The organism is Streptomyces venetus (assembly GCF_039540295.1).
Taxonomy (GTDB): Bacteria; Actinomycetota; Actinomycetes; order Streptomycetales; family Streptomycetaceae; genus Streptomyces; species Streptomyces venetus.
Genome location: NZ_BAABET010000022.1, coordinates 1 through 17,474 on the forward strand (window position 1 = coordinate 1; position 17,474 = coordinate 17,474).

The following is a 17,474-nucleotide window of genomic DNA, read 5'->3' on the forward strand; positions in this document are numbered from 1 at the left end:
TAGGGCATCTGGTAAGCACGGGCACTAGACCGCCTTGAGCTGGGTGTCCAGCCAGGTCACCGTGTCCTTGGTAAGGCCGAGGTCTTCCGGCGCTCGGCCGGCGGCGCGCAGCACTCCGGCGATGCTCGTCTCGCTGCGGTGGGTGTTGATCAGGTCCTCAAGAACAGGGTCGGCTGCCTCGGCCCGGTCAAGGAAGTCCAGCTCGTCGCCCTGAATGCGCATCTGCCGGGCGGCATCTGCCTGGATGTCGTAGAGGCGCCGGTGCTCGGTCTGGGCCTTTTTGCGGCGTGCGGGGATGCTGGCCCTGAAGTTGGACCAGTGGACGATGAAGAGAGTCCCCTGGTGGCCGGTGCCGGTGTTCTGGTCGTCCTTTGTGGTGCGGCCGCCTCCGCAGCCTCCAGTGACCGTTACATCCGGTCCGGTGTTTCCAGTCGTGCCGGCACCGGGGCCGGGGTCACTCGTCCCCGTCCTGTCCTGGCCCTCTACGCCGGGGGCCTTCTGGTCCGTGGTGCCGTCCCGAGCACCGGTCGTGCCCGTGTGGCCTTCAGTGGTGTCCGGTCCCGTCTCGATCACCGCGGAGCGGGCCTGGTCGTACTTCAGGTACTGCACTTCCAGGTACTTGGCGGCGGGGGCATTCGGGACGATGATCTGTTCGGCCACCCGGAAGGCGTGGGTGATGCCGTCGCGCAGGTTCATGACGATCAGCTCGCACATGGTCTTGCGGAACTCATAAGGGCTGTCACCCGCCTTCTCGTTGGCCTCGTCGCAGATGCCGGCCAGCCAGTGAGCAGTGTCGGGCGGGTAACGGTCGAAGAAGAACGGGGCGTTGTCGCCGAGGCCGTCGTTGTTCATGCGGTCGTGCTCTCTACGAGGCGCAGGCCACCGGGCTTGCGCGCGTTGGTGATGGTGGCAGCCCACTGGGCTACGTCGTCGGCGAGATGGGTGACGAGCCGGAGGAGGTCGTCGTCGGCGTTGGCGGCGACCTTGTCGGCGGGGTACCAGTCGGAGACGAAGGCGGTGAAGCGGCCGACCGCCCGGGCGAAGTCCTGCCGCCATTCGGCCAGCAGCAGTTCGTCACTGGGCCGATTGCCTCCGAGAACTTGGACGAGCTCGCGGAAGACGATCTCCCCCGGCTCAGCATCCGGCGCCTCAGCGTCCGGGGCGGGCAGAGCGGCTTCTTGCGCGACCGCCTGGATCAGGTCGGGGTCTTCACGCAGCACGGCGCGGGCGAGCGCGGGTCGCTGCACGAGGTAGGAGGCGGCAACGGTGCGGGTGGCTTCCGCGTCGGCCTTCACCGCTCCGACGATCGCCTCGCGCACCTCGGGCTGACGCGCTTCGAACTGATGGACCGCGGTGACGACTGCCCTGCGCTCGGACTGGGCACCGGGACGGCGGCTGGGTGGGATCGCCTTGCGGACGGCCTTGAGGTAGTCGGTCTCAGTGACTTCCAGGATCTCGTGCTGCTCGGCGAGCGTCATCAAGCCGAGCAGGACAGCGACCTTCTCCTCGAACTGCTCCTGGTCGAAGTCGCCCTGGCCGCTGCTGAGGGCGACCTGATACATGGTGGTGAACGAGACGTACACCGGGGAGTCCATGACGGGCTGGCGCTGCTGCGGCTTCCACCGGCAGGCCACCAGACGGCACTTGCGCAGCGTGTTGGGCGACAGCTTGAGTCGTGCGGTAAGCACATCGAGCTGCGCCTCCGTGGCGTAGCGCGATCCGGGCTTCGCCGGTGGCCCGAACTTTGCCAGGAGCCAGTCTCCGACCGCGAAGCGCGTGGCCCGAAACTCCCGGCCCGTGGTCGACCCACGAGTGACGATTCGTTCGATCTCCTCGAATTCCGAGGGTGTGCAGCCGGCTTCGTCGGCGGCTTGGGGTTCGGTCCAAAACGATGTGGACGGCGTGTTCATCTCATGCCCTCCGAGTAGGAAGGCCGCCCGCATCGAGCGACCGGACACGGAGGGTAACTGTCTCTGTGCATTGCCTACTTTGAGTGATCATCTTCTTGGGGTGGAGAGGGGGCAGCGTCCTACGCGCGAGGCATCAACCCGACGTACGGGAAGACCACCGCATCGGGTGTACGGGGGCATTGGCGCTGCCCTCCGCAGCGCGCCGCGCATAGTCACAGGCCGTCGCCCACAGCCAGCGCAGGGCCAACGGATGCGCGGCCGCGGCTGCCGCCTCTGCGTTCGCCGCGGCGTAGCCCCACCGCTCCCGCCGCAACCCAGAGCACCCCTGCTCAACCACGCGAAGGCACAGGGCAAAGTCACGGATGCGCTCCCGCGGCGGGCAGGGCCCACTGAGGAAAAAAGGAGGAGAGCAAGAGGCCTGACTGTCACATGTCTCCGTGATCAGCAGTTCGGCTGCGAAGTCCGACCCGGACACGGGCGAGATGAGCTGAGCGGTCATGAGAGGACCGTAGGAACGGGCGGTGACAGAGAGTCCTGCATCTGGAGCAACCCCATTCACCCTCTGGGCGCCCTCTCACCCGATCGGACCTGCTGACGCCAGACCCCCGTACGCCGCTGGACCGCTTCCCCCGACCGCGACATGTCTGCCGGCTCCCGAGCGGACACCACAGGCATGCCGAGGACGGCGGCACGGATCGACCCCTGGAAACCCTTAGCAGGTGGAGAGGGGCACTTGGCAGAATCCGGCGTGTGGCAACGGCACCGCAGACATCGCGGCAACACCTCATCTCCCAGGTCCTGCTCAAGCAGTTCACGATGCCCGGGCCCAAAGGCAGCGGCTGGCAGCTGCTCCCGTTCGACCTGCGCTACCCCGGACGCCTGCACAAGCTCAAGAGCACCCGCGCATGCGGCTGGGCTGAGAACTTCGTCGCCTTCGACTCCACATCCGCTGAGGCGCTGTGGTGCGACGTGGAGAGGCGCGTGCCTGCGGCATTCTCCGCCGTACACGCCGGCACTCCGTTTACCGACTCACTTCACGTGGCCGCGCTGCGCGACCTGGTCGTGCTCCACTACGTCCGGTCGCTCCACTACCGCGACGTGCACTCCGACGCGCTCGAGCGGGCCCGCACGCGCTTGGTCGCCAAGGTGATCAGCCAGTATCCGGAGCAGCTGCGCCGCGAGGCCCTGCGCGAGACGGGCCTGCATCTGTCCGGCCCAGCTTCCCTGGGCGCCTTCGCTGAGCGTCTCATCGAACGGTCCTCGGTCATGCGCGACCACGAGAGCGGCAAGCTCTTCCGCACCAGCATCGAGGACACCTTCCGCAAGATGCGGGACCTGGCGTCGACGCGGCGGTTGGAGGTCATCACGCCGGAGACGGGCCAGTTCCTGATCGGCGACAACCCGGCCCTGACTTTGACCCTGGACGGAAGCCGCACCACGTACGGCATGGCGTTCGGTGACGCTCAGACCCTCGTACTTCCCATCGGCCCAAGGCACATGCTGTCCTTGGGCCCAGAGAACGTCATGCTCACCGTCCCCCGGTCCTTCGTCGACCGACTCAACGCCGTGCAGGTCCACGCCGCCGACCGCTACGTGTACATGCACCCCAAGAGTGGCCTGGAGCCGTTCGTGGAACGCGCCGCACAGCGACGACCGGCCGAGAAACGCACCACCTAACAGGCGATCGTCTTCGCGGTACCTCTGCGGGGACTTGCGGCATTTCTCCGGCCACCGCATCCGAACCGACCGGCTAACTCAGGTCCAGGTAGCAGCGCAGCCTTACGCCAGGTGCGGCCGAGGGTCTGTCAGGCCCTGCCGATGCCAAGCACCAGGCGGCCGCCCGCGCACAGCTCAAGCCCCTGCTGTTCTGGCCGGTCTGACCGCAGCCGGTATCAGCATCCCGGTGCTCCGCTCCCTCATCGGCTGATGCCCGGCCACGGGCTTCTGACCGAAGGCGGCACCGTGGAGCAGCTCCCCGCCGGGCTTCAGGACAGGGCGCTGCTCCTCGAGGTCTTCCGCCTCATCGGGGGATGATCAGGTCGATGAGCTGCCCCGCGGTTGGCATCCGCCCGCGGTTGACGACGACCGCGACGAAGATGACCACGACCGGCAGCAGAGGGATGAGAGCCGCGTCGGGCAAGCCGAGGAACGCTGCGCCAGCCATCACCAGGACGACCGTAAGCCCCACCACGATCCCCCGCAGACGCTCTCTCGGTGCAGCCGGAGTCACGCCTGCGAGGTGGTCTGCGTCGAGAAGGTCGTCAATACGGCCCTCGGCGTAGCGTTCGGCGATGGTCAGGAGCATCACCGTGAGGTCCTCCAGAGCGGGGCCCGGCTTGGAGTCCTGTCGTGCTTCGGCTTGTCGCAGCGCGCCCACCACCAGCGCGGCATGGGCTTTGAACTGCCGTTCGTTGTGTCGTCTGGCTCTGGCGCGGCGGGTGCGGTGGGCCCTCCAGATGGCGCGCTCGACCGGCTGCACGGAGACGCGCGGGATCTGGCAGTCCGGCTGGGTTTCCTCCCAGCGCCGCAGAACTGTGGCGCACTGGGCAGCGACCGTCAGCAGGGCCACGACCGGCCAACAGCGCCGGTCCTCCACGAGCACGCTCTCCCCGTCCGCGCGGCCGGTGAGGACGTCCAGGTCGTAGGCGGCAACCGTCGCGCCGCTGCGGGAGCTGGTCAGGTTCACGCGCTTGATGAACCGCACCTCGGCGATCAGGATCAAGGCCACGAGCAAGAGCACCGATACTCTGCTGATCGTGGAGGAGTCCCAGGTAGCAACCGACATCGGCATGGCCACGAAGCTGCTGATCAGCGCCTGCATCACACCGGGGTGCGGTCCCGGGTCCGCACTCCACCGCAGGTTCTCCCAGTCGGCCACATCGTCGACGTGCGCCACGACGTACAGCAGCAGCACAAACCGGATGACGTTGAACGGTCCGGCCAGAGGCCGGGCACGCCACCACCGAACGACATACCCGGGGGCCAAGCCGTGGCCGCCGACCCGGTCTCGTATTCGTGGTGGCAGCAGCAGCAACTGTGTCAGAAGCGGAGCAGCTCGATGCACCCCCGAGTCGGCACGGCATCGCTCGAAGCGCGCCAAGGACGCCAATCCCCAGCGCTGAACTGGCCCAGGAAAGAGGAACAGAGCCATTGCGACCAAGACCAACCACGGAGTGACCGCGAAGAGGAGACCGTTCAGCACCTTGGCAGTCTCACGCATCCCACCGCCAACAACCCCTGGAATGTGAGGAACCGACGACGGCGCATCGCGGCGGACGTGCAAGCGCCGCACCGGAGGCAAAAGCGGTGTGGCCTCGCCCGGCACGACGTCCCTCTCCCACTCCGCCTGGCCGTCCCGGCCCCCGTAGGATCACACAGCCTGGATGTGTGCGGCGTCCAGACGGTCCAGGCCTCCATCCGGCGGGACTCTCCCGCCTAAGCGGACACCGACACCGACCACCGTGCCGCCACGCAGCCCTCATAAGAATCAGAAGTGCCGTTCCCGAGACAGTGGAGCGAAGCGAGGTATACCGGCCCATGACAGCCGTGGCCGTCGCATGCACCGCCCCACGACAGTGACCACGCCCCCGCTCAATGCCCAACCAGCGAGGACACCCCGGCCTGACGCGCCGTCACTGACACCACTCCACTGACACCAAACCAGCACATCGCAGTCAGCGCCTGTGTTTGTCGCAGGTTTGACGGAGTTCTGAACGCGACATTCCCAGATCGTTGGCTAGGAAATTACTTTCACACCAACATTCATTATCCGCATCACCCCAAGGGTCCTCCTGCATCTTCTGATATTCGGCGGCTATATCGGCTGCTTCTGCAGCATCGACTTCACTTGCTTCTCTGGCATACCGCGACTCGTCCCGCAAGACACCTTCGTAGGCCTCCTTGGCCGCCTGGCGCGCCTTGCCATAGACCTTACGATCGGCCTCTCGTGATTCCAGCGAAGCTGTCTGTCCTGCCGGATAGTGATCAGCATCGAGATATACGCCATAGGCCGCATCCCGAGCAGCCTTCAAAGCACGCTCGGCGAAATCATCCCGCGCGTATTCCTCTGAAAAGACGCCCCAGGGGTCATAGTATTTGGCCCATTGCTCAGTCTTCTTGGCGACCTTGTCCGCAACGCGGTTACGCGCTGCCTCCTGCCGTCCTCGTTCAACGACCAGATGATCTCCTGGAGGCCTGGACCTACGGGGTGGGGCCCCGCCCCGGGTGGGCCTGGAGACGGGTATCCCCAGACTGTCGACCATTACTTCCGGGCCTTTGCCCGAGAAGCGGTCGTACCGCTGCACTTTGCCCGAGATCCCTCTCGGACTCATACCGATCGTGGGCTGCCATTTGTAGGGTCCCCCGCCGATGCCTCGGCGTCCTCCTCCGCTTCCTGGAATGCGCGGCGGTCGTGGCATAGCAGTCTCCTTTCTTACCAGTCGGATCCGGCGTATTCGCCGTCCGCGTCGTAGTAGTCCGAGTGGGTCCCGGCATCCCAAGAGCTGCCCAGGTACTCGCCCGCTGCGTCGCGCACATCGGTCTCCCGGTCGCTGATCTTCCATTCGCGCTGGGTAAGTCCTTCGCCGACCCCGTAGGTGTCGACTCGGTCGTCATAGATCCAGGAGGTGCTGACCTGACGACCGAGTTCGTCAAAGTTCTCGATCCGATCGCCCTTGTGGACGGAGCTGCCCAGGTACTCCCCGTTGGGGCCGTAGCGCTGATGCGTACTCAAGGAGTCACTTCCTTCTTACTCGTTGTCCCTGCGACCTTCTGGCCACAGGCCGGACGGGAGCCCGGACCAGCGAGGGTACGTGAACCTTTTCACATAAAGAAAGATCTTGTACCTTATGTGAAACTTGCTGATAATGCCCAGTTTGGGAGCCCATCAAATCACGATCAGCCCACCCTGTTTGCGCCCGCGTCGAGCAGGTAGGCGGGGCGTTCATGTGACTGGCCACCCTGGAAGGCATCAAAGACGTGACCTGGGCCCTGCCCGAGCCGATGCTCACCGCGGCCGTGGACGGCCCTGACTTGCCCGCTGGGTGGGCTGCGGAGCCGAAGTGGGATGGCTACCGTGCCCAGCTCGCGGTGTACGAGGGCGGGCGGGTGCTGCTGCGCTCACGGCGCGGCACGGACATGACGGCCTCGTTCCCCGAGATCCGGGCGGCGGCCCTGGCGCAGCTGCCGGCGGACACCGGGATCGATGGCGAGCTGGTGGTGTGGGAGCGGGACAGGCTGGCGTTCGAGCGGCTGCAGCAGCGGCTCGCCCGGCGCGGGGCAGCTGCCGCTCAGGCGGCACGGGAGTGGCCGGCGCACTTCGTGGCCTTCGACCTGGTCCAGCGAGGCGACGACCTGACCGGCTGGCCGTACGCCCGGCGCCGCGCGGCGTTGGAGGAGCTGTTCGCGGAGCTCGGCCTGACGGCGCCGTTCACGCTGTGCCCGTCGACGACCGACCCGGCCCTGGCGCGCGAGTGGCTGTCGTGGACGGCGGCCGCGGTGGAGGGACTGTGCTTCAAGCGGCTGGAGGAGTCCTATCGCGGGGGCGTGCGGTCGTGGCGGAAGTACAAGGTGAGGGTCACCACGGAAGCCGTGATCGGCGCGGTCACCGGATCGCTTGCCGCGCCCCACACGCTGCTGCTGGGCCGCTACGACACGGCGGGCCGCCTGCAGTACATCGGCCGCAGCACCACTCTGTCCCGGGCCACCGGCCGCGCTGTGGCCGACCAGTTGGGCCCGCCGCACGGCGCGCACCCGTGGACGGGCTGGACGTTCAGCGCAGGCTGGGGAACACAGCGCACCCTCGTTGTCGTCCTGGTGCAGCCGGAGGTCGTTCTGGAAGTCGACGTCGACGTCGCCCGCGACAGCGCCGGACGGTGGCGGCACCCGGCCCGCCCACACCGCATCCGCGCGGACATCGACGTCCAGGAGGTGCCGCTGTTCGGCGAAGGCGGCCCCTTGTCATGAGTCAGGGCCGGGCCAAGGTCGGCTCCATGGTCGGGCCGACCACGGCGGCCGCGGTGAGCTCCTGGCGCAAGTCCAGGTAGCAACGCAGCCGTACGCCGGGCTCGCCCGCGTCTCGGGTCGTGTGCTGCGCTGTGGCCGTCGCCCAGCGGTCGGCGAGCAGCTGCTGGAAGGCGAGCGCGGTGGCGTCGTCGGCGGCCGCGACGTCGACGACGAGCAGGCCCGGCTCGCTCACGTGCGTCTCGTGGATCGGGTTCATGTACGGCACTACGCCCGGTCACCTCGGGAGAGTTCCGCCGCTGCCGTGTCTTCACCCGACCGAGTGGCAGGCCGTCAGGGGCTGTCGCCGCCCCAGTCCCAGCGGGCCGGATCACCGGGCGCGGGTCGTCATCCAAATTCACGTCCGTCCTGCCGCGCATCAGCTGGCGCATCACGCGCACCGCGACCCCTGACGCCCAGGTGCTGGTACCCGTGCGCGATCTGGACTGGGTCGCCAACCGCTCCCGGGGAGAGCACGAGTAGACGGAAGGTCACCGACTCCATTACTGGCACTCGACCCGCTAGACCCTTTCGACAGCGCAAGGCCGGGACCAGGCGTCCGGGCCTTCGTCATGCCCCGGAATCTTTCTTCCCGGCCGCTGCTGTCCGGGCCCCGGCTTCCAGCCCTACGGGGTGAAAGAGCCGTGCCCGGCAGGACGAGACGCAAGCACCCGAGCCCTGTCACTGTCCCGCCCGCCATGTCGAACTCACGCCGGAGGCAGTACCGATGACCAGTCGCCAGACACCCGGGGCAACACCCGCGCCGATCGCCGCTACGCTGAACACGCCCACCCTGGGCCGGGCCGAGACCCCACAGGGACGCTCTCAGGCAGAGAGCCGCAGCAGGACCGCCGACCGCGAGGCGCGCACCACCCCCACGCGGACGACACCACCACAGGTGTCCGCTGTCCTCGATCTCTCTGCTCAAGGGAGCAGCATCATGACCCGGGACAACGTTCCCGCGCCCGTCCAGTCGCCCGACCCCGCGCCCGTCCCGCAGCAGCCCGCCGTGGGGGCCGGTCTGAGCGCCGCGATAGGCCAGGGCGCCGTTCAGGGCGCCGCCCGCTCCATCACCGACCGGCTGGTGGACAAGTTCCTCACCAACCCGCCCGACTGGCTCAGAGCTCTGTGGCACGCGCTACCGAAACCCTGGGAGTAGCCGCCACGGCCGGGCAGGACGGTCCTGCCCGGCCGTGGTCTCGCCCGGACGTCAGCCGCGGAAGCGGGAGAGCCAGGTGCCGCCGGCCTTCTGCTCGGGCACGGCCTGGTCGTGCTCCTGGTGCTCGTGCCCAGCCTGCCCTGCTTGGCGTTCGGCGGTGATGGCGCGCTGCTTGCAGTCATCGCACAGGTGCGGGTGGGTATCGCGCGGGGTGCCCCACCCGGCGGGCTCGATGGCCTTCCACCGTGCGTCGGTGAACCGGGTGCCGCAGCCGGCGCACACGGGACGGCGGGCCTCCCGCTCGGCTCGCTTCTGTTCGGCCGCGCGGCGCAGTTGCTCCTTGTACTCCCGTTCGCGGGCTTCGTATTCGGCTTGCTGGCAGGCGTCGTGGACTTCGCGGCGCGGGTTGCCGATCGCCTCGAGGAGGGTCTGGTTGTGCGGGCGGCCGAAGCGCCGGAAGATCGCCCCGACCGGGCCGTGCTCTTGGAGCTGCTTCATGCCGGTGACGACGATGGGGAGCTTGCCGTCGTACATGTGGAAGCCGCCCTCGTAGGCGGTGCCCTGCCAGTGCCGCTCGGTCAGCTCAGCCAGCTGCGCGATGACGGTGTCGGGGTTGCGCGGGCCGATCCGGCTGAAGACGAGCAGCAGCGGCGGGTGCGGCTGATCGCTGCGGCGGCCGTCGGACACCCACCAGCGGGTGCGCCACATCGGCCGCTCCTTGCCGTCGACGTCCTTCACCTTCCGCTGGCAGAACCGCATGTACTTGTCGATCTTCGTCGCGGCGAGGACCTGCGCGGACTCGAAGCAGTTGTCGATCTCCACGAACAGCAGCGGCACCCCGTCCTCGGGCGCGGTGATGACGATGTCCGCCTGGGCGCCGCCCTTGCCGGGGTTGGACCAGGTGCCGGTCGCGGACAGCGCCACCTCGGTCGTGTAGGAGGCGATGGTGCCCAGCCCGGCGGGCGCATCAAAGGCGGCCTGCGCGGCGGCGCGGACGTCGGCCGGCTCGCTGGCGAGCTGGGACAGGTCCGGCTTCGGGCGCAGCAGGGCGAGCACGGCTTCGTTGACCTTCATCGGGTGGGAGGCGCCGGTGCGCCCGGCGCCGCGGGCCGGGTTGCCCATTTCCCCCACTGGCCGCCCCAGCTCGCGAGCGGCGGCCTTCAGGCCCATGGGCGTCAGGTTGCGCAGCGTGTCCCCGCTCGGAAGCTGCCCGCCGTTCTCCGCCAGGCCGTGCTTGCGCAGATCGGACAGCGCGCCCGTGTGGGAGGCGGTGCGGGCCTGTTTCCGCTTCGAGGGTGTCGGCTTGTCGGTGTGCCGGTAGCTCAGGTGCGGGGCTGCGATCTGCTGGATCTGTTCGACCGTCGCGACCTTCAGCACCCCGAGCACGCGCAGCACGTCGCCGCGCAGGTTGTTCGACGACCCCGCCGGGTTCTCCTCACGCTTGGCCGCCATCAGCCCCGCCCTCCCGTCGTCCGCGTTCGGCCACCGGCCGGGCGCCGGCCCCGCCCGGCCGCACAGGGCATCCGGCCCCCGGATCCGATGATCTCCTCCTCCACGGACATCACAGAGAAGTTCAGGAGGAGAGAAGAGGGTTGTGACAGCGGGGCGCGCGGCCGTATCTGCGTGGTGACCTGGGCTTTCTTCATCCAGCTTGGTGTCGGGCACCAAAGTGGGTTCCACAGTGGCGTCCCAAGTGCGCACCGCAGGAGGCCGGGGCGGCTTGCCCGGTGCTGGTCGGGCCCGTGGTTGGGGCGGGCGCGCCGGGCGCCTGCCGGTGGTCGGCGAGTGGTCATCGCAGTGGCTCCTTCGCTTCAGGCCGCCCTGGCGGGCGGGGACTCAAGGGAGCAGCGTGCAACCGACCCCCTTGTCCGCGGTCTGACCGTGGCCGGTAGCGGCCGTGGACAAGGGGAAACGCGGCGTTGGTCGGGGCGGTAGCAGAGGTGGACAAGGGGCGTGGTCGGGTCCGTGGTCGGGCCGACCAGGCTGGACAAGGGGGCCGGGTTTGGCCCTAGCAGCCCGATTCATCCCCTCGGCAGTCGTTCCTGACGGGGTGCGGCAGCGGGTGCAGTTGTTCTCGCCGTAGCAGGGGGCGGTCACCTCAGGCGTTGGCCGCCCTTCCATTGAGCACCACCACATACAGGCCACCACTGGTTCGGCCCGGGGAATCCGGCACACTGGCAAGAACCAGTGCGAGCTATCGCCGGAAACGCACGCGGGCTGGTGGTGCGTGGATCATTGCCAACTGGGCGTCGGCGTGCCATCCGGGTCCAGGCCGTAAGGCCACAGCCTCTTGAGCTCGTCCGTCATCCTGCGGGGGTACATGACTTCGGTGCTGCCGTGGTCGGCGGCCTGCCGATAGAGGGTTTCGGCGCCCTCCCGATCTCCGGTCTCCTCCCGCATCCGGGCCAGGTGGATTAGGACGAGGGGATCGCCATGGTCGGCGGCCTGCCGGGCCAGGGCCTCCGCGCCCTCCCGATCACCGGCTTCCTCCCGCATCCGGGCCAGGTGAAGCAGGGCGTCGGTGCTGCCGTAGTCGATGGCACGCCGATAGAGGGCTTCGGCGCTCTCCCGGCCCTCGGCCTCCTCCCGCATCCGGGCCAAGCGGACCAAGGCGAAAAGGTTGCCGTGATCGGCGGCCTGCCGGGCCAGGACCTCCGCACCCTCCCGATCCCCGGCCCTCTCCCGCATCCGGGCCAGGCAGTACAGCGCAAGAGAGTTGCCGTGATCGGCGGCCTGCCGGGCCAGAGCCTCAGCACACTCCCGATCCCCGGCCTCCTCCCGCATCCGGGCCAAGCGGACCAAGGCGGAAAGGTTGCCGTGATCGGCGGCCTGCCGGGCCAGGTCCTCCGCACCCTCCCGATCCCCGGCCCTCTCCCGCATCCGGGCCAGGTAGAGCAGAGCGTCGGTATTGTCGTAGTCGGTGGCCTGCCGGGCCAGGACCTCCGCGCCCTCCCGATCCCCGGCCTCCTCCCGCATCCGGGCCAGGTGAAGCAGGGCGTCGGTGCTGCCGTAGTCGATGGCACGCCGATAGAGGGCTTCGGCGCTCTCCCGGTCTCCGGCTTCCTCCCGCATCCGGGCCAAGCGGTACAAGGCAAGAGGGTTGCCGTAGTCGGCTGCCTGCCGGGCCAGGATCTCAGCACCCTCCCGATCACCGGCCCTCTCCCGCATCCGGGCCAAGCTGTACAGGGTCAAAAGGTCGCCGTGGTCGGTGGCTTGCCGGGCCAGGATCTCAGCACCCTCCCGATCACCGGCCTCCTCCCGCATCCGGGCCAAGCTGTATACGGCAAAAGGGCTGCCGTAGTCGGCTGCCTGTCGATAGATGGTTTCAGCACCCTCCCGATCACCGGCCTCCTCCCGCACCCAGGCCAGGGCTCCAATGCCCTCTCGGGCCCCAAGCCCTTTTCGTCGAGCCAGGGACGGCGCGCGTGTGCTGCTGCTACCGGCGGCGCTGTGGCGGAGGTGGTAGGCCCACTGCAGTCGGTGCCGGTCTTCGGCTGCCCGAGCGAGGTTGTACAGGTCGTCGGGGCGGGTGAGATGGGTGTGGGCGGCATGCCAGAAGGAGGCGGGCGGGCACAGGTGGCGGCGGGTGGCGCGACCGTGTTGTTCGAGGTAGTCGGCGAGGCGGAACACCGGCCCCGCCAGCCGCGGTGGCGGGGCGTCTGCAGGCGTTGAAGGGCTGGGTGGGCGGCGTTGAGGTCGGGGGGTGACCCGGCTCAAGGAGGCCTGCTTACCATGCACCCGCTCAGCGACCTCGGCGTAGGCCTTTTCTGCCCAGTCATCGGTGAGCTGGTTCCAGTCAGTGTCATGGAGATAGTCGGAGGCGGCGTCGTTGAGGAAGGCCTGCGGCAGGTGCAGACCGATGCCGAGGCGGCGGGCGTCCATCGCCGCCTGAAGGAGTGCTTTGGCGGCGGGGCTGGCGGTGCGGTAGCGCTCCAGAAGCGCGGGGCCTCCGGCAAGGTCCTGCGTGAGGCGTCCATCGGCACGGGCACGGCTGAGGGCATCGGCCAGCAGCCGGTCACCGCGCTTGGCCAATGCCGTCGCCGAAGCCAAGGCGTGGGTGTCAAAGGCGTCAGGGACACTCACAGTGTGTCCGGCGAGTAGTTCTCTCACCCGGCTGTGCGGATCCAGCCCACCGGGGGCGGGCAGGGCGATGTACTGCTTGACGTAGTCGTCCCACAGCGTGCCCAGGACGAGAACTGGCCCGCGCTGGGGACTGGTCAGCAGCTGGTGTAGGGCCGCGGCGATCTCCTCCCCGTCCTCCCGGTCGCCTAGGTAGTGCTGGGCCTCGTTCAGCCATACAACCGTGCGCGGACCGACCCGGTGCAGGTCCTCAAGGGCGGCGCTGGCGCGGGTGGGGTCGAAAGGATGCCACAGCCGCCACCCCTGTTCCGCCAGCGGTTGCACAGCTTCCCAACATGCCCGGGTCTTGCCCGTCGAAGAGGAGCCGACCAAGACCAGCATCCGGCTACGGCCGGCCGCCGCATCCCGCACCGCCTCCTCCAGAACCCGGTCGTGCTCGCGGGGCACATAGCCAGGCAACAACATCTGCTCCAGCGAGCTGGTACCCGTCTGGGCGCTGCTGGCCGGGTGGACCTCCAGCGCGTGCGGATCCCACTGGCTGATCGGACGCCCCAGCCCACCCGGCGTGACTGCGCCCGACTCCATGGCCGCAGTCCGCCGCAACTCCAGCAGCTCCCCCGTCGCCAATTTCAGCGCGCGAGCCAGCGCCGCCATCGTCGGTCCGGACGGCACCGGCCCGTCGGCCTGGAACGCCAGCTGCACGGTCGTGCGGCTCAGCCCTGTCCGAGCGACGAGGTCCGTCTTCTTCAACCCGGTCCTGGCCAGCCCGCCCTCAAGCCTCCGGCGCAGTTCGGTCAGAGCCGAGTCCGGAGTGTGGCCGGTCCGTTCGTCGTGCACGCGCGCCCCCGCGGGTGGTGATGTGTTCGCCGGTGTTCATCTTCGTCCCGGTGAACCCCGGCGCACACCCATTCCGAGACCTTCGTCCACGTCAACACCTCAACCCTGACGGGAGTCTGCCGTGAACATCGCGCTCGTCCTCCTCACCACCGCACTCGTGCTCGTCGTCGCGACGCTGGCGGCCGCCGGCGCGGGCAAGCTCGCCCGCCTGGACGGCGCCACCTACCCTGCCGCCCTCGCCCGCGCCGCCACCGCCTTCGCCGCATTCCTCACTCTCGCCGCCGCCGCGGCTGGCGCCCTCGCGGCCCTCCTCACCTAACGCCTCGGTGCGGTCCGGGCTGCTGCGGGTGGTGCGACCGCTGGTCGTCCTGGCGCACCGGCTGCGCTCCATCGGAATCATCCTGTTCGGCATAGCGGTCCGCGCGGGTACGGGAGGCGTCGGCCGCCTTGGAGAACGCGTCCTGAAGGTGGCGCAGCCGCTCGTCCGTGAGATCGAGGGCTTCCACGTCCGTACGCGACTCCCGCAAGGCCCGCAGCGCCGTCAGGTCGATCGCCTCCCGGCGTCCGGGCTCCTGCTCCTGGTCGTCGCGCTCGGGGTCGGCCAGCTCGGGCACGAGCAGCTGCTCGGTCATCGCCGCCTGCTGGTGGGCGACGACGTCGTACGCCCGGCCCCGCACGGCGGTGGTGGTGCGCAGCTTCTCGCGCACCACCGCGCCGGCGAGGACGGCGCGCTCGTACTGGAGCGGGATGCGGGGGATCTCCCACTCCCCCGCGTCCTGGCCCGGGGGCCGGGGTTCGGCCGGCTCACCGGGGTCGGCCGGTGGTTGCCGGTCGGGCGCGGGGGTCGGAGGTCGGCGGCGGGCGGGGAGGTCGGACAGGGACCACCGGGCGGTATACAGGCGGTAGCCGGCCTCCAGGCCACGTACGGTCTTCGGCTCGCTGATGTCCAGGCAGTGGGTGGAGATGGCGGCGGCCACGACTTGGTCGTCCAGGCCGGGGTCGCGTCGGCGACCGCGCAGGACCAGGGCGAGGTGGCGACGGGCTTCGGCGAGCAGGTGCCGACGGTGGAAGCGGCCGCCGACATTCATCACAAACACCGTCGCGGTGACGTCGACGGCCGCCAGCGCTATGTCGACCACGGCGGCAACCCGGGCCCGGATCGCCACGGCGGCGGCGCGGGCGTACTCGAGGAGGGAGGTGATGACGTCGGCGGCGACCCCGGAGGTGAGGATCGCGCTCGCCTTCCACCACGCGCGCAGTTGCTCGAGCGGCCGGGCCGACTGCTTGGGGGGGGCGGGTCTTGCGGGCGGCGATCTGGTTCAGCTTGGCGCGGGCCCGCTCGGAGACCACGGGCAGGAACCGCGGCTCGCCGTCGTCGTCGACGGCGGTGACGTACTCGTGCTCCAGCTCGGTCAGGCAGGCGGCGATCTGGCCGCTGCGCCGGGCAGTCCAGCGGATCAGCTCGTGCGGCACCCCGGCAATCTCCATCACCGGCCGGCGCCCCGGGGTGACGGTGCGCGGCTCGGTCGACAGCCCCAGCGTCTCGCAGACCTCAGCGGCCACCAGTTCGTTGTAGAGCGCGGAGGCGGCCACGGTGTTCTCGTGGAGGGCCGTGGTGTGGATCGAGCCCCACTTCCCGTCCAGGCGCTGCCCCTTCACGCTCAGAAGCAGATGGTCATGGAGCAAGGGGCGCCCGGAGCGCGCCTCGTAGTGGCGGAAGCGGGCGGCGACCAGGCCGCCGGGCGGGCGCACCCGGTAGATGCCGTCCTTGCCGTACCGGATCACCGCGACCTCGTTCTCGATCCACTCCAGCACCCGCTCGATCGCGTACTCGTGCGCGGCCTCGATCACCCGCCGGGTCTCCTCATCCCCCAGCGCCCACAACAGGTAGATCGTCGGCTGCGGCCGGAAGACGAAGTCGACGCCCGTGACCGTCACCCGGCGTCCGAGGGCGCCGGCCTTGAACGCCTTCTTCGGGGAGTCGCCCTTAGAAGCTGTTTCGGGTCCTTGCATGACAAGTTGGCTGGTCTGTTGATGCAGGTCACGAGCTCGCCGCTTGTGGCGGATCCGCCACAAGCGGGGGGTGTGCGGATGCGGTTGCCGTCCGTACGGTGGTCGCATGGGCAGGGATGGGTCGCCCCGGCTGCGCCTGGTCGTGGTCATGGACGACGATGACGGGCCGCGGCTGTGTCGCGGGTGCGGTGGTCCGCTGATGCCGGCGGCAAAGGCGAGGGCGGTGTTCTGTTCGTCGGCGTGCCGTTCGCGTCACTGGCGGCGGATACGGCGGGCGCGGGTAAGGACCGAGGCGGTCCAGGCCGACCTGGCGGCTACCTGCCCGGAGTGCGGAACGTACTGGACGGTCGGGGTCGAGCATCCCGTCTCGGCAACGTACTGCTCTCCCCGCTGCCGCAAACGAGCCTGGCACAGGCGGCGCGCGCAGCAGCGAGAGGTGTGAGACCGGGCGTCTAGCGACCATACGGACGCTCCACGCGCCGGGGTCGCACGCCCTTTCCGGCGGCCGGAAGCCGTCGGATGGTGCGAAGTGACGGGCTAGTAGGGCGAGTTGGCGGCATGGACAGGGTGCCACACCCGGGCCCGTGGGGGTGGTGTCCGGATGTCCGCGATGGTCGGCAGTGTGACCCGGGAGCGCTACGACGAGCTGGTCAAGCTGGGGCGGGACTGGGTCGCCACGATGAGCAGCGCCCAGTGGCGTCTCGGTGACGCGGCCCTGGAGATCGAGCCGATGCGTTCGTACGGGGGTGCGAATCCGTCCGGGAAGGACGACCTGTTCACCGTCAGCGAGGCCATCCGGCTGTTCGCGGAAGACGTCGGCCTGGCCTATACGACGGTGCGCAGCTACCGGTGGGTGTCCTCGCGCTGGCCGGCTGAGCACCGGCGGGCGGACGTCTCGCACACCATCCACAAGATCCTGGCCAGCATCCCCGACGAGCAGGAGCGTTTCGAGGCGGTCAACAACCCCCCGCCCAACCCGCGTGGCGGGCCGAGCAGGTGGACGCACGACAGTGCCAAACGCGTGGTGGGCTGGAAAGTCGACTCCCCGGAGAGCGTCCAGGAGAAGGTGGAGGCCATCCACGACCTGGCCACCGACGACGCGGTCGCTGCAGTGGTCACGACCGACTTCCTGCGCCGTCCGGCGGTCGCTTCGAAGGCGATGGCAGACGACACGGCCCGGCACGCTGTCAATAAAGCCCAGTTCGACCGGTTCCGCCAGCAGACCCAGTTCGTGCACGAGGAGGCGGCCCCGCAGCTGCAGCGCATGGAGCACAGCGCGCAGTTCGTCGCCACGGCTGGCCGGATCGTGCCGAACCTGAAAGGCGAGCACTACGACGATGCCGAACGCCAGACCATCGGCCGAGGGCTTGCGCGGGTACGTGCCGCGGCCGACTGGATCGAGAACGCCGTCACCCGCGGCGAGGTGGACCTGGACGAGCAGCTCGCAAGGCTGCTGAAGGGCTCGGGTGAGTAGG

Annotated in this window: 14 protein-coding genes and 1 pseudogene; 5 read left to right on the forward strand and 10 right to left on the reverse strand. The window is 69.1% G+C overall.

From position 1 onward, the window contains the following. Window positions 1–24: 24 nt before the first annotated feature. Both ABEA82_RS38145 and ABEA82_RS38150 read right to left on the reverse strand, forming a co-directional pair. Complete coding sequence (locus tag ABEA82_RS38145) at window positions 25–852, reverse strand: hypothetical protein (RefSeq protein ID WP_345666350.1); 828 nt, start codon at window positions 850–852, stop codon at window positions 25–27. Next, window positions 849–1,910, reverse strand: coding sequence for a hypothetical protein (locus ABEA82_RS38150; protein WP_345666351.1), 1,062 nt, complete (start codon window positions 1,908–1,910; stop codon window positions 849–851). The genes ABEA82_RS38145 and ABEA82_RS38150 overlap by 4 nt, the downstream gene beginning before the upstream one ends. A gap of 750 nt (window positions 1,911–2,660) precedes the next feature. Here ABEA82_RS38150 and ABEA82_RS38155 point away from each other — a divergent pair. Then, window positions 2,661–3,587 carry a DUF4238 domain-containing protein gene (locus ABEA82_RS38155; RefSeq protein ID WP_345666352.1) on the forward strand — a complete coding sequence of 309 codons (927 nt, stop codon included), beginning with the start codon at window positions 2,661–2,663 and terminating at the stop codon, window positions 3,585–3,587. 343 nt (window positions 3,588–3,930) lie between these two features. Here the strand turns inward: ABEA82_RS38155 and ABEA82_RS38160 are convergent, their stop codons facing one another. The 3 genes from ABEA82_RS38160 to ABEA82_RS38170 all read right to left on the reverse strand — a co-directional run bounded on the left by ABEA82_RS38160 (window position 3,931) and on the right by ABEA82_RS38170 (window position 6,642). Next, the gene (locus ABEA82_RS38160; protein WP_345666353.1) at window positions 3,931–4,824 is read right to left on the reverse strand and encodes a hypothetical protein; all 894 of its coding nucleotides are present in this window, start codon (window positions 4,822–4,824) and stop codon (window positions 3,931–3,933) included. 760 nt (window positions 4,825–5,584) lie between these two features. Further along, complete coding sequence (locus ABEA82_RS38165) at window positions 5,585–6,214, reverse strand: hypothetical protein (RefSeq protein WP_345666354.1); 630 nt, start codon at window positions 6,212–6,214, stop codon at window positions 5,585–5,587. Window positions 6,215–6,342: 128 nt separating this feature from the next. Continuing rightward, window positions 6,343–6,642 carry a hypothetical protein gene (locus ABEA82_RS38170; RefSeq protein WP_345666355.1) on the reverse strand — a complete coding sequence of 100 codons (300 nt, stop codon included), beginning with the start codon at window positions 6,640–6,642 and terminating at the stop codon, window positions 6,343–6,345. Between the two features lie 245 nt (window positions 6,643–6,887). Here ABEA82_RS38170 and ABEA82_RS38175 point away from each other — a divergent pair, with 245 nt between their 5' ends. Next, a complete protein-coding gene (locus tag ABEA82_RS38175) occupies window positions 6,888–7,874 on the forward strand; it encodes an ATP-dependent DNA ligase (protein WP_345666356.1) in 987 nt (328 codons plus the stop codon). Between the two features lies 1 nt (window position 7,875). On the opposite strand, the gene ABEA82_RS38180 is transcribed toward ABEA82_RS38175, so the two are convergent. Further along, complete coding sequence (locus ABEA82_RS38180; RefSeq protein ID WP_345666357.1) at window positions 7,876–8,130, reverse strand: DUF6207 family protein; 255 nt, start codon at window positions 8,128–8,130, stop codon at window positions 7,876–7,878. Window positions 8,131–8,850: 720 nt separating this feature from the next. Between ABEA82_RS38180 and ABEA82_RS38185 the strand changes: the two genes are divergently transcribed. Next, on the forward strand, window positions 8,851–9,069 hold the full coding sequence (locus tag ABEA82_RS38185) for a hypothetical protein (RefSeq protein ID WP_345666358.1): 219 nt from the start codon (window positions 8,851–8,853) through the stop codon (window positions 9,067–9,069). 51 nt (window positions 9,070–9,120) lie between these two features. On the opposite strand, the gene ABEA82_RS38190 is transcribed toward ABEA82_RS38185, so the two are convergent. Both ABEA82_RS38190 and ABEA82_RS38195 read right to left on the reverse strand, forming a co-directional pair. Further along, window positions 9,121–10,521: a replication-relaxation family protein gene (locus ABEA82_RS38190; protein ID WP_345666359.1), complete on the reverse strand. Its 1,401-nt coding sequence runs from the start codon at window positions 10,519–10,521 to the stop codon at window positions 9,121–9,123. A 780-nt stretch (window positions 10,522–11,301) separates the two neighbouring features. Beyond that, window positions 11,302–13,986: a hypothetical protein gene (locus ABEA82_RS38195; protein ID WP_345666360.1), complete on the reverse strand. Its 2,685-nt coding sequence runs from the start codon at window positions 13,984–13,986 to the stop codon at window positions 11,302–11,304. A 121-nt stretch (window positions 13,987–14,107) separates the two neighbouring features. On the opposite strand from ABEA82_RS38195, the gene ABEA82_RS38200 reads away from it, so the two are divergent. Then, window positions 14,108–14,305, forward strand: a complete 198-nt coding sequence (locus tag ABEA82_RS38200; RefSeq protein WP_345666361.1) for a hypothetical protein — start codon at window positions 14,108–14,110, stop codon at window positions 14,303–14,305. On the opposite strand, the gene ABEA82_RS38205 is transcribed toward ABEA82_RS38200, so the two are convergent. Both ABEA82_RS38205 and mobF read right to left on the reverse strand, forming a co-directional pair. Then, window positions 14,298–15,125, reverse strand: a complete 828-nt coding sequence (locus tag ABEA82_RS38205; RefSeq protein WP_345666362.1) for a hypothetical protein — start codon at window positions 15,123–15,125, stop codon at window positions 14,298–14,300. The genes ABEA82_RS38200 and ABEA82_RS38205 overlap by 8 nt on opposite strands. Before the next feature lie 154 nt (window positions 15,126–15,279). Continuing rightward, window positions 15,280–16,149, reverse strand: a pseudogene (gene mobF, locus ABEA82_RS38805) (MobF family relaxase); the annotation flags it as partial. Window positions 16,150–16,600: 451 nt separating this feature from the next. Between mobF and ABEA82_RS38210 the strand changes: the two are divergent. Next, window positions 16,601–17,473, forward strand: a complete 873-nt coding sequence (locus ABEA82_RS38210; protein ID WP_345666363.1) for a DUF6192 family protein — start codon at window positions 16,601–16,603, stop codon at window positions 17,471–17,473. The last annotated feature ends 1 nt before the right edge of the window (window position 17,474 follow it).

Coding starts and splice junctions, on each gene's coding strand:
- ABEA82_RS38145 (WP_345666350.1), bottom strand. CDS start 852: ATGAACAACGACGGCCTCGGCGACAACGCCCCGTTCTTCTTCGACCGT.
- ABEA82_RS38150 (WP_345666351.1), bottom strand. CDS start 1,910: ATGAACACGCCGTCCACATCGTTTTGGACCGAACCCCAAGCCGCCGAC.
- ABEA82_RS38180 (WP_345666357.1), bottom strand. CDS start 8,130: ATGAACCCGATCCACGAGACGCACGTGAGCGAGCCGGGCCTGCTCGTC.
- ABEA82_RS38185 (WP_345666358.1), top strand. CDS start 8,851: ATGACCCGGGACAACGTTCCCGCGCCCGTCCAGTCGCCCGACCCCGCG.
- ABEA82_RS38190 (WP_345666359.1), bottom strand. CDS start 10,521: ATGGCGGCCAAGCGTGAGGAGAACCCGGCGGGGTCGTCGAACAACCTG.
- ABEA82_RS38210 (WP_345666363.1), top strand. CDS start 16,601: ATGTCCGCGATGGTCGGCAGTGTGACCCGGGAGCGCTACGACGAGCTG.